The following is a 12015-nucleotide window of genomic DNA, read 5'->3' on the forward strand; positions in this document are numbered from 1 at the left end:
AGCGCGCAGGGTAGGCGGCAAGCAGGGTTTGGGATACCTCGGTTTGCCTGTTAGTTTGTCAAAAATATTTTGACAAACGGAGGGCGTGGCCCATGGTCAGCCTGGATCGATTCGACACCTTCAAGGCCGTGGTCGAGGCCGGCTCGCTCACGGCCGCCGCGGATCTGCTCGGCCAGACCCGCGCCGTGGTCAGCTTCAACCTCAAGCGCCTGGAGGCGGAGTTGGGCGTCACCCTGCTGACCCGCAACACTCGCCAACTGGCGCTCACCGATGCCGGCGAACGTTTCTACCTGCGCTGCACACGAATGCTCGAAGAGGCGCGCCTGGCGGTGGAAGAGGCCCGTTCCGAACATGCGCAGCTCAAAGGTACGCTGCGCATCACCACCACAGTCGAGTATGCCCTGGCCGTGGTCGCCCCGGCGGTGGAAGCGTTTCGCCGCCTGCACCCGGACCTGAATATCCACTTATCCACATCCTCCACCCACGCCGATTTGATCTCCGAGCGTTTTGACGTGGCGATTCGGCTGGGGCGCTTGCTGGACTCCAATCATCGGGCGGTGCAGTTGTCGACGTTTGAAGTGTTCGCTGTCGCGGCGCCAGCGTTTGCGGGCGTTCAGACCCTGGAGGAGTTGGAGCAGGTGCCCAGGCTGGGCCATGGTCGCTTGACTGAGTTGAGCGTGACCAACCCTGTCGGTGATGAGCATCAATACCGCGCAGGTCCGGCCGCCTTGGTGGCCGACAGTGCGGCGGTGCTCCAGGCGTTTGCGGTGCGTGGCCACGGTGTGGCGATCTTGCCACAGTGGCTTGTGCAGGAGGATTTGGAGGCGGGACGGCTGGTGCGTGTGTTGGCGGACCATCGCTTCGCGCCTCAAGGGGTCTACGCGATGTATCCGGATACCCGGCATTTGCCGCTTAAGGTGCGGGCGTTTATTGATTTTATGAAGGGATAATGTCAGGTGGTTAGCTGGCGGATGACGTTTATGAGGACAGGCGCGAAAGGTTTCAGTCGGTTGTTGGCGTCTGGAACGCTCAACTCATCCATTAACAGGAGCAACAGCTCGGTATTTTCTACTTCGAGCTCTACTCCCCCCTCATACAGAAGCGCTTCCACTAGAGTTTTTCGGGCATTAATCAATGCTCGGTTGCTTTCATGGCTGTCACCCAGGTTTAGCACTTTAATGGCGGTTGCTGCCCTTGGGGTCAGCCCCTCCACTCGTCCTGAAATATAAAATTTCAGTTCGCTTTCGCATTCATCCATCAACGGTGTGAGTGGTAATACTTGGTGGCCGTGGGCTTTGTCGCATTGTTTGGACCTGTCGCAGCTAGCGACGATGTTGGAAAAATCCAATGTGCGATTTGGCGCGAGTTTTCGAGCTTGAACATGCTCATTGCGAGCGTTGTTAGCAGTGATTTCGTGGCAGCAGTAAGCACAAAGTCCATGTTGTTCTTCGACGCATGCCTGCCGAATGGATTGGCTTGGCTCATGCGCCAAGTCTTGGTAGCGACTCTTTGGGTTTGCACGTTTCCATTGCGTTAGTGCTGCTGGTTCATCTCCTTTGATGATCTTACGCACTGCGCAACTCCAGTTTGCGAATCAGAAGGGCGGCTTTGGTGAGTTCGATATGTCCTGGAGGAAGGTCTGAGGACAACTCTTCGAAGAGGACCTTGGCCTCGCTTAGCTTTTTGTCTTGCACCAGTTCCAATAGACGATCAAGACTGGCCTGAACCTTACTATTACGCACGTCCGTGTCCATGACACTAATCAGCACTTGGTTAGCGTCCAAGCCATAGAGGCCATTGCGTTCTTCCAATTCGCCGTCATCGAGGACGTAGCACAAGACATCCTTGGCATCGCTGATCACTAATGGAGAATGGGTCGTCAGGATGAATTGGCAGTTGGGGAAGGTTTCAGTCAACTGGCAAATAAGATTGCCTTGCCATTTGGGATGTAGGTGAAGATCTACTTCGTCTATCAGAACAATGCCTGATCCATATAATGGGTTTTCTAAAGCGGGGTTCATTATGGCGAGACGACGGGCGATATCACCAACCAAGGCCATTAAAGATTTTTCGCCTTGAGAAAGTTGTGAGACATTAAGTGTCACCCCTTTTTTATCAATTGCCATATGTAGGTTAGGTGTTCGTTGAACTCGCAAGTTGTCAAAGTCGTGCATGAATACGGTAATTGCAGAGCGCACTGCTGAGAGTTGGCGGTCTCTTGAGGCATTTTGTACGCGATTCAGCTCATCAACAAATTCTTTGTCTGCCCCGAAAGTTTTTTTCAGGTGGACCAATACATCGAAAGGTATGGCAGCTTCATTTTCACCATCCTCACGGTCTCGGAACCATTCGAAAAAGTGTGAAAAATTTACGCTTCCTCCCAAGGAGTTTTCATAACCGCTCAGTTGGTCAGCAGAGTTTTTAGTTTTTTTGATGGCTAGCGGAATTTGTAATACGGACCGCTCTACAGGATAAAAAGCGATCATAGGTAGAGAGATGTTTTCGTCCACCAATGACCAATGGTACCGGTAGTTACCAGCCAATTCAGTTGCATCTGCAAGTTCACTGGTGCCCAACCCCATTCGACCTTGGCGTGACTGGGAAATCGTCCAGTAATAAGTTGAGCGTTTTGAATGCCTGGTGTCGTTTATTTCAATGTAGATGGCGGCTGTGTTGGCAGCGTTTTTAATGACCTCTGAAGCAATCGACGAGCCTCTCCCTCTTTCAGTCTTCACTCTCGCTACAAACCAACTAAGCGCCGTCGCCAGCGACTTCAGAATTGTCGTCTTCCCCGCCCCATTATTCCCCACAAACACCGTCACCTTCGACGCATGCTTTTCGGTAGGCGCAAAGGCGACTTCCAAGTCGGTAAAACGACCGACGTTATTCAGTCGAATTTTTCTGATTTCCATCGCATTACCCTTATGGGCCGGTCAGTTTCAAGAGGCAGGCGGCGATTATGGCACTCATCCCGAGTTTTGGCAGGTAGGCTTCACGCGTGCTTACAACACGCCGCCCAAGCCAAAGCGCTTCTTCAACACCTTCTCCAGCAACCCCTTGGGCAACAGCGCCGCCATCAACGGCAGTGCGCGGCTGCCGTTGCCCGAGCGTAGCAGGCGCGGTGGCTGGTCTTGTTGCACGGCCTTGAGCACATCCGCCGCAAACTCAGTGGCTGGAGTTGGCTTGTCCTGGGAGGCTTGGCTGCGCGCGCGAATGCCCTCGCGCAGCGGCCACCACGGCGACGTTTCATTGATCAACAATTCGGCCTGGGCCCCGGCATTCTTCGCAAAATGGGTATTGATCGCACCGGGCTGCACTTCCATCACCCGCACGCCAAACGGTGCCAGTTCCATGCGCAGGGCATCGCTCAAGGCATGCACAGCGGCTTTGGATGCGCAGTAGGCGCCGGCGAACGGCGTCACCAATACGCCGGAAACACTGCCGATGTTCACCACCAGGCCCTTGCTGCGACGCAAGGCCGGAAACAGCGCCTGGGTCACGCCGACAATGGAAAACACATTGGTTTGGAACTGGCGCTGCATCGCTTTGGTGCCGCCGTCGAGCAACGGGCCCATGGCGCCGTAGCCGGCGTTGTTGATCAGTACATCCAGCTCGCCCCACTGTTCGGACAATCGTTTCAGGGCGGCGCTGTCGTTGACGTCCAGTTGCACGGCATTAAAGCCTGCAGCGGTAAGCGCAGCGACGTCATCGGGTTGGCGGGCGCTGGCCCACACGTTGAAGCCTGCGGCTTTGAACGCGTCGGCGAGGGCGCGGCCGATGCCGCTGGAGCAACCGGTGATCAGTACGTTGAGCATGCATCATTCCTTTGTCAGTCCGAGAAACTGCCTTGCAGGTGCTCGGCGCGAAATTCCAGGGTTTGTGGGCGATAGCCAGGGCGCAGGGGCGGTGTGGGCAGGCAATCGTCCCAGGTGGCGCCGGCCTGCAATTCGCCGGGGCCGCGATAGCGTGGGGCGGCGTAGACGTTGTCGGCCAGGTTGACCGTATCGCCCGGTGCATAGGCGGCGACGCGCCAGCGCAGCTCGGTGAGCGGTACGTCGTTGCCGTTGTTGAGGGTCAGTTTGAGCGGTCGGTCGGCGGGGCAGTCCTGAGGGGCGTAGCTGATGCGCAACTCGAGGCGTGCCAGTTGCGCGGCTTCGCGGTTGTCCAGCCACACCACCCAGACGGCGACGAAACCCAGGCCGACCGCAGCGGCCAGCGAAACCGGCAGTGCCTTGGCCGGGTAACGCAGCAGCAGGATCAGCCAGGTAATGATCAGGAGAACGCCGAAGAACATGGAGACCACCTCGAATGGGGAACGAGCATCCTAACTGAAGCGTAGGTGGGATTGGTTACCTTGAGTGCTGTGGTGACCCTGCGGGCCTCATCGGGAGCAAGCCCCCTCCCACCTTTGATTTGTGAACACATTCAAATGTGGGAGGGGGCTGTACGCAAAGCAGGTGTTTTTTACTTCAATCAATAGGACCGTACAGCGCCCTGGTACTTGATCTTATTCAGCAGAGCTCACAGCGATCTGCTACTTGAGCTTACATTCCTGGCAGGAACCGGAGCGCATTGAACGTCCACTTATCTGACGACCTACAGGGAGGTAGCGGCGACGTTCAACTCTTCTATGTAAGGTTTATTTTATGTTTGCAGCGACCGACAACTCGACCCACCTTTCCCCCCCACAAAGCGTTGTTGCCCCAAACGCATTGGCCACCCAAACCGATATTGCCGTTGACACCCCCCCGCTAAAGCCCGTGCACCTGCCACCGGTATTGACCTACGCGCCGGACGATATTCCTCTTCCCACCTCGGCCGGCATCCCCCCGGCCAGGCTGGAATACCCACGGCTCATGCAGCAATTCAAGGTTACCAATCAGGAGGCGTTTGTCACCCAACACGCCCTTCAATCCCGCGACATGCAGCGTTTGCACGGTGAGCAACCGAGCTTCCAGGACTTCCTGCGTCAGCAAGTGGGCCAAATGTTTCCGTACATGTCGACCTTGAAGCCACAAGACCTGGTCTTCAAGCGCTGGGTCGAGCAGGACGATGGCTCTATCAAAACACTGTCGTCCGAGCCGGTGCTGGACGCCTTGAACAGGAAGGTGGCGAACTTGCTGGCCAATCCTGACAAGCAGCCCAAGGCAGACGACGTTGAACAGTCCGGCATTTTTACCCGTGCCACGGACACCAGCCCGAGCACCCTCGTCACGCCACAGTTGACCCTGGATACGATTGCCCAGCGCATCGTCACGCAGTTTCCGATGGTCCTTCAAACCTTCTGGACAACCCCCCGCCCGACGTTGAAAGACCCTCAGGTTCTGCAGGCCCCTCAAGACCAGTTGTTGACCTTGCACAAGCAGCAACTTTCGACGCTGGCGGCATTGCGCGTGAGCGATGGAACACTGAGCGCGGCGAGCAAGCGGTTGATCGACGCAGCACTGCAATACCCCACGCTGGCTGAACGGGAAGCTGCCTTCCTCAATGGCGCACGGCCTGGTGTCTACCCGCTTACCGTTGATGACGGTAGCGAGGGGGGAGCCTTGATGGCGGGCTGCTTCCTGATCACCAGCACCGACGGTTCCGGGGCCATGCCCCCTGTCTGGACCAAAGGCCGAACCTTGGCACTCGATGAGACGAATGGACCGGTCGTGCTGTACACCCCGGGTGAGGGCTTCGAGCAGTTTGCGACGCCAGCCCTGGCGCGCCAGGCGATTGCAGCGCGCCTTGATGAGGGGGGCGCCGACGCGGACCTACTGTTGCAAACGCTGCCGTTGTCGTTACAAAACAAGTCCGAACCGCCCTCTGGCGACGATGTGATGTTGAGCGCCTCACCCTTGACGGGGGATGTGCTGGCCGAGGGCATCCCCTGGATGCTCAAGCGTCAGCAGGAGGAAGTCGTTGCGAATCTCGCCCGGGTATCGACAGAGCCGGGAGCACTCAAGCGCATGGATGATGCCGCTGACTGGTCGTACTTGCTCAGTAGCGACAACGCCATGGCGGCGCGGGATGAACAACTGGCTGACAAGCTGGCCCCCGAGTGGCTGAAAAACCTGAGCCCGGCCCAGGAAGCGTTGTTTGATTACCTGGAACACACCGAGGCCCGCAGTGCAAATGCGCTGGCGTCATCGCTGGCAACCCTTCCTTCTCTGGGTAGCTTTTCCCGCGACCGGATGAACGAAGCAATCAAACGGCAGTTCCCCGCTGCACAGGTCGATGCGGACAAGCTGATGGTGCGGGTGAAAACCAGGTCCAATCCTCACACTGGCGGGCAAAGCAGCAGTCATACGCTCACCGTCAAGCACCACCGCGTATCGCTGACTGATCTGGCGCTGAAAAACCCCAGTGAGTTTCCAGCCGTCCAGCACGGCCACTTCACCCAGCTCACCTTCGAATTACCGCTGACCGATACTCACGGCAACCCTCTGTTGGGCGACGATGGCAAGCAGGTCGTCCTGAATACCGAGCAGCTCAAAGCGTTGGTCAACACTGCTGATGTAGGAGGAGCCTATACCGAGCTGCTTAAACAGGAGTTGGCCGCGGATGCCCCGTCGGGTGCGGCCGGCGACGTCCGCAATGCTTGGAAAACCCACCTGAGCGACATGCTGGATAAAGAGGCGTTTCTCGCAGCACTCAACCCCAATAGCTACAACATAGACGCTACCCAAGACACTAGCACCAAGCGAGGGGCGCAGTGGGTCGCGGCTGTTCTTGATTACCCGGACCCGGCTGACCGGCCTTTGGTGGATGGGAAAAAAATTGTCACCAATGCCCTTATCCAGCGTGGGTTGCCGGTTCAGGGAGCGATGGTGATTGGCAATGACACAGACGCCTCGCTTGTACTGTGCACGCCGAATGCGCCCGATGGCGTGTGTTTTCGCGAGGTGGCGGATCTGAGCGCCTTGAACGCCTTGATGGCGAAAAAGGAGTGGCGGCTCTACACCGCGAGCAGAGCGTCACCGGTCGATAAGAACGACGTGGTTAAAGCTGGCGAGGCGATCAAGGCACACACATTCGATCCGACGAAGAACCCCTTGCGCGCTCTGGATACGCTTATCAAGGTGCTTAAGTTGACGGACGTTCCCGTGACACTCAAGCCCTTCGATGGCAACTTTCAGGATGAGCTGTACAAGCAGAAAGTAAAGTTACTCATCGATCACGCGGACCACCAAAGCGTCAGCAGCGCAGAGGTCGCGTATCAATCGAGAATCAACAAAGTTCAGTTCGGCGTTGAGGTGGCCTCCATCTTCCTCGACTTGTTGCCAGTGCTCGGAAAAGGCATCTCCATGGGGGTTCGCTTAGGAAAGGCTGCCGTGACGGCCTTGCGCGCCAATGCCCGAATCTTGCCGCGACTGCTCAAAAGCCCGGGCGCACTGCGTGCGGTCTACTCGGATTTCACGCTGGCCGCCTCTGGTATTCCCAATGTGAGTGCTGTGCCGTTGCGGCCGGTGTTCAAAAGCTCGGTGGTCCCGCCAGCCCCTCCAGTCATCGTCAGAGCACCAACGGCTGGCGCGCGTCCAAACCTTAATCTGAGCACCTTCTCCGTGTCGGAAGATGTCATCAAAGGTCGCCCTTTGAGGCCAGACGGTACCTATAACGTGGGCAATGATTTTTACGTGCGCTTTACCGACAGTACGGGGGTCAACAAGGTGTATCAGATTGATTCGGCCTTCCACGCACGTGACGGGCGGGTCGCTATCGTGGATCCTCAGGCGCCACTGGAGACGTCGAAGCTCTATAGGGTTCAAGCATTTCTGGAGTCCGCGGGTAACGGTGAGTGGCGTTTGAGCCGATTGCCGGGCGGGGCTCCCACTGCTACGGGGGCATCTCGGCCGAGCAAGCGCCCGTTTGACCAAGGCAGCTCTTCAGGCAGCGTCGGCACGAGTAACGCGACAAGTGCTCAACCGGCCAATAAGCGACCGAGGGTGCCGGAAAGCTTTCCGGGAGAAAAAGCGCTGATGGAGCCACCGGTAAAAGGTAAGAATGTTTTTTATCACTACACCGGGGATAAACCGCATGCCGCAATCATGGCCGATAGGAGCCTTTCACCTTCAAGTTCAGATTTGAGCGGTCGACCTCTGCCCGGAAAGCGAGGCCGGCATTACTTTACGGACTTGACGCCAGGGAATATGCCTGCCCGACAGATTTCCGAAACCATCTTTGGGAAGCGTAAGTATGGCAATGCGATGGATAAAATGTCGCGCTACTACGAAGTCAATACGTCGGGGTTAAATGTTATCCAAAGCCCTGATAATCCGCATATTTTCTATGTGGATGTGCCGTTTTCCATTCCTTTGAAGTACCGGGGTGGGCCTAACGGTGAATTAGTCGATCGCGTTATTTCTCATGGGAGAACGCCGATTTAAATATAAGCCCATGGCGTTGGCCGGTATTGGGTGGCCATGATGACTGTCGTGCTTTCGGCCTATTCACCACAAAGCCCTCAACAAAAAGCCCCCACCCAACCCACTGCGGATAGGGGACGCAATGGGCTGGGCGAGGGCTTCTTGTACGACTGTTTTACTGCGCGATAGTTTTCACTGACACGCCACGTTCAACCGGCGTCGAGCGACCGTAGATATCTTCGAACCGCTCGATATCGTCTTCCCCCAGGTAGCTGCCCGATTGCACTTCGATGATCTCCAGTGGGATCTTGCCCGGGTTGCGCAGGCGGTGCACCGAGGCGATCGGGATGTAGGTGGATTGGTTCTCGCAGAGCAGGAACACGTTGTCGTCACAGGTGACTTCCGCGGTGCCGCTGACCACAATCCAGTGTTCGGCGCGGTGGTGGTGCATCTGCAGCGACAGGCACGCACCCGGTTTGACCGAGATGTGCTTGACCTGGAAGCGGCCGCCCATGTCCACCGAGTCGTAGGAGCCCCACGGACGGTAGACTTCGCAGTGGTTCTGGGTTTCGCTGCGGCCCTGTTCGTTGAGCGTGTTGACCATCTGCTTGACGCCCTGGACCTTGTCCTTGTGGGCAATCATCATCGCGTCTTTGGTTTCCACCACCACGATGTTGTCCAGGCCGATCACCGATACCAGTTTGCCGTTGCCATGCACCATGCAGTTGCGGCTGTCCTGGATCACTACGTCGCCTTTGCTCACGTTGCCGTTGGCGTCTTTGTCGTTGACCGCCCACAGCGAGGCCCAGCAACCCACGTCGCTCCAGCCGGCGGCCAATGGCACCACGCAGGCGCGTTGGGTCTTTTCCATCACGGCGTAGTCGATGGAGTTGTCCGGGCAGCAGGCGAAGGTGGCGTCGTCGAAGGTGACCGTGTCGTGGGTCTGCTCACTGCGTTCCAGGGTCAGCACGCAGGTGTCGTAGATGTCCGGATCGTGCTTTTTCAGCTCTTCGAGGAAGCGGCTGGCGCGGAACAGGAACATACCGCTGTTCCAGAAGTAACCACCGCTTTTGACGAACTCGATGGCGCGCTTTTCATCGGGCTTTTCCACGAACTGCTGCACGCGGCTCACGCCTTCGGGCAGCAGCGAGTCGTTGGTGGACTTGATGTAGCCATAGCCGGTTTCCGGACGGGTCGCCGGTACGCCGAACAACACCATCTCGCCACGCTCGGCCGCCACAGTGGCCAGGGCCAGGGCACGTTGCAGGGCTTTCTGGTCGTCGATCACGTGGTCGGCAGGCAGCACCAGCATCAGCTCGTCACGGCCTTCGTTGACCAGCATCATCGCGGTCAGGGCCACGGCCGGTGCGGTGTTGCGCCCAAAGGGCTCCATCAGGATGCGTTGGCATTCAAGCTTACGTGCGCTCAGTTGCTCGTTGACGATGAAGCGGTGATCCTTGTTGCAGACCACGATAGGGGAGTCCATGCCTTCGAACACCAGGCGTTCCAGGGTTTGCTGGAACAAGGTGTGCTCGCCGGTCAGGGCCAGGAACTGCTTGGGGAACTGTTTACGCGAAAGCGGCCAAAGACGTGAGCCGCTACCACCGGAAAGGATTACTGGGATCATGGGTGTTTCTCCTTGAATCAGTTTGGGTCAGAGCTACGAAGGTTTGTCGTTTCACTCTTGTTTTTGTCTCGGTCCTGAGTTGAAAACCGGTCAGTGTGGGAGCTGGCTTGCCTGCGATGGCGCCTAAAAGACCGCCATCGCAGGCAAGCCAGCTCCCACAAGGGGACGTGTCAACTCAGGGAAATAGTTATCGGGTCGACACCGGGCGTTTCACCCACACTGGCGACAGGCTCGAACCGGAACCGGTGACGTACAGCACCGCTGCCTCACCACGCTCCAGCGCTACCGGCTTCACATCGCCGACCTTCTTGTCGCCGTCATACAACGCCAGGCTTACCTTCACCGGGTTGATCTCACGTTCGCCACGGCCCTTGGCGGCTACCGACTTGACCACATCGGTCTTGCCGTCGGCAGTTTTCAGGCTCAGGGCCTTGTCGCTGAGGTTCTGCACGCGTACCAGGGATTTCTGCTTGTTCTTGAACGGCGGTTCTTCGATCAACTGCGGTTGGCCGCTGCCGCTGTTGACCAGGGTGTAGTAGTGGTCGGCGGCGAGTTTGACCGGTACGGTCTGGCTGCCGACCTTGGCGCTGTAGTCACCGCCCGGCATGAAGCTGAAGTCGCTGCTGGCCAACGGTGCAACGTCGCTGAGGTTGGTGGCGCCGACGGTGGCGCTGACTTCCTGGTTGCTGGCGTTGTATATGCGCACGAAGCTGGAGCCCTTCGGCGCGGTTGGGCCGTAGAGGGCGGCGTCACCACCGGCAAAGGCGGACATTGATACGAAGCTCAGGCCGGCAGCGATAGCCAGGGTCTTGGCGAGACGACGAGGAGTAGTAGTGAAAGTCATGTGAGTTACCTCTCTTTCAGTTTTGCGCCCGGTCGGGCGTCTCGGATTTAGATGTATTGATTGCCATGTTCTGTTGGCGCGAACCGGCTTGTTTAAGCTGCGCAACCCACGCTGGGTCGGCGTCACCGATTTCGTTATTCACGGGCAGATAGCGTTCGGGGAATTCCCAGATCAGCACCTGGGGCGGGTTGTTCTTGAAATCGTCACTTTTGAGGTAGCTGAGCATCGGCAGGATCGGGCCGTGGCCGTCTTCGGCGTAGCTGACCACGTCGCTGTGCAAGGCTTGCTTGAGCGCGCCCACGAAGTTCCAGTTGGGGTTGGCGCTGTAGCTGGTGCCCACCAGGGCCACCGGGGTTTCGCTGTCGCTGAACAGCGCGTCGTCACCTTTCTCTTCGGCCAGGTGCGTGACGCGTTTTTCCAGCGGCTCTTTGGGCGGCATCAGGTTTTCGAACAGCGGGTCCAGGGGCAGGAACAAACGCAGGTCGCCTTTATGCGGCTCGGTTTTCTCGGCCTCGGTGACAAAACGCTGCGGCTCGCCACTCAGCGGGGTCTTGTCGGCAATCGCCTTGGCCAATTGCGTGGCAGCGACTTGCGCACCGTCCGGAGTCCAGTGAGTGTCGGTACGCAGGAACACCTGCTTGCCACCCAGCTTGGCCTGTTGCAGCGGGCCGAGCAGGTCGGGGGCCGGGATGTTGTCGGCGGCGACCCGGGCGTGGAAGTCCTGGTACAGGTTGGCGTGAATGCTCGCCGGTTTCACCTCACCCAGGTGTTCCGGGTACAGGCGCACCTTGGCCGGCACAATCGCCATCACCAGTTGGATGCCTTGGGCCTTGAGTTTCTGGCGCACGCCTTCGACCAGCGCGTAGTTGCCTTCAAGGTTCTGGTCTTCGTTGACGGCCGGATTGAACTCCTCGTCGCTGTACAGCCAGTGGTCGCGGCCCAGCACTACGCCAGGGCGACCTTCATTGAACAGCTTGTAGTCCAGCGCAGCCCACAGGTTGGTGCCCAGGCGCTTGATCGGGAACTCCTCGTCGTAGTGAGTCTCGACGGCTTTGGTCCAGCGACCGTTAAGCACTGTGGCATCAGCGTTGGTGCTGAAGCCAAAGAAGCTGCGCAGTGACCACGCCCCCAGTGCCAGCAGCAGCACCAGGAACAGGCCGATATAGAGGACGCGTAATGAACGGGTCATGGTCGGC

At 58.0% G+C, this 12015-nt stretch carries 9 protein-coding genes; 2 read left to right on the top strand and 7 right to left on the bottom strand.

Annotated features, from left to right (window positions below):
* The first annotated feature begins 92 nt into the window (after positions 1-92).
* Positions 93-950, top strand: a complete 858-nt coding sequence (locus PSEBG33_RS21940; RefSeq protein ID WP_005784988.1) for a LysR family transcriptional regulator — start codon at positions 93-95, stop codon at positions 948-950.
* A gap of 2 nt (positions 951-952) precedes the next feature.
* Here the strand turns inward: PSEBG33_RS21940 and PSEBG33_RS26865 are convergent, their stop codons facing one another.
* From PSEBG33_RS26865 to PSEBG33_RS21925, 4 genes are all read right to left on the bottom strand, one after another.
* Positions 953-1573, bottom strand: coding sequence for a retron system putative HNH endonuclease (locus PSEBG33_RS26865; RefSeq protein ID WP_032803263.1), 621 nt, complete (start codon positions 1571-1573; stop codon positions 953-955).
* Positions 1566-2912, bottom strand: a complete 1347-nt coding sequence (locus tag PSEBG33_RS21935; RefSeq protein WP_005784992.1) for an AAA family ATPase — start codon at positions 2910-2912, stop codon at positions 1566-1568. Before PSEBG33_RS21935 ends, PSEBG33_RS26865 begins: the two co-directional genes overlap by 8 nt.
* Positions 2913-3002: 90 nt before the next feature.
* Positions 3003-3815: an SDR family oxidoreductase gene (locus tag PSEBG33_RS21930; protein WP_005784994.1), complete on the bottom strand. Its 813-nt coding sequence runs from the start codon at positions 3813-3815 to the stop codon at positions 3003-3005.
* 14 nt (positions 3816-3829) lie between these two features.
* The gene (locus tag PSEBG33_RS21925) at positions 3830-4294 is read right to left on the bottom strand and encodes a hypothetical protein (protein ID WP_005784995.1); all 465 of its coding nucleotides are present in this window, start codon (positions 4292-4294) and stop codon (positions 3830-3832) included.
* A 352-nt stretch (positions 4295-4646) separates the two neighbouring features.
* On the opposite strand from PSEBG33_RS21925, the gene PSEBG33_RS26870 reads away from it, so the two are divergent.
* Positions 4647-8369, top strand: coding sequence for a dermonecrotic toxin domain-containing protein (locus PSEBG33_RS26870; protein WP_005784997.1), 3723 nt, complete (start codon positions 4647-4649; stop codon positions 8367-8369).
* A 154-nt stretch (positions 8370-8523) separates the two neighbouring features.
* Here the strand turns inward: PSEBG33_RS26870 and PSEBG33_RS21920 are convergent, their stop codons facing one another.
* The 3 genes from PSEBG33_RS21920 to PSEBG33_RS21910 all read right to left on the bottom strand — a co-directional run bounded on the left by PSEBG33_RS21920 (position 8524) and on the right by PSEBG33_RS21910 (position 12008).
* Positions 8524-9975: a mannose-1-phosphate guanylyltransferase/mannose-6-phosphate isomerase gene (locus PSEBG33_RS21920; protein WP_005784999.1), complete on the bottom strand. Its 1452-nt coding sequence runs from the start codon at positions 9973-9975 to the stop codon at positions 8524-8526.
* Positions 9976-10162: 187 nt separating this feature from the next.
* Entirely contained in the window at positions 10163-10819 is a 657-nt protein-coding gene (locus tag PSEBG33_RS21915) for an alginate O-acetyltransferase AlgF (RefSeq protein ID WP_005785001.1), read from the bottom strand.
* A 16-nt stretch (positions 10820-10835) separates the two neighbouring features.
* Entirely contained in the window at positions 10836-12008 is a 1173-nt protein-coding gene (locus PSEBG33_RS21910; protein WP_005785003.1) for an alginate O-acetyltransferase, read from the bottom strand.
* Between the last annotated feature and the right edge of the window lie 7 nt (positions 12009-12015).

This window comes from Pseudomonas synxantha BG33R (assembly GCF_000263715.2).
GTDB classification, from domain to species: domain Bacteria; phylum Pseudomonadota; class Gammaproteobacteria; order Pseudomonadales; family Pseudomonadaceae; genus Aquipseudomonas; species Aquipseudomonas synxantha_A.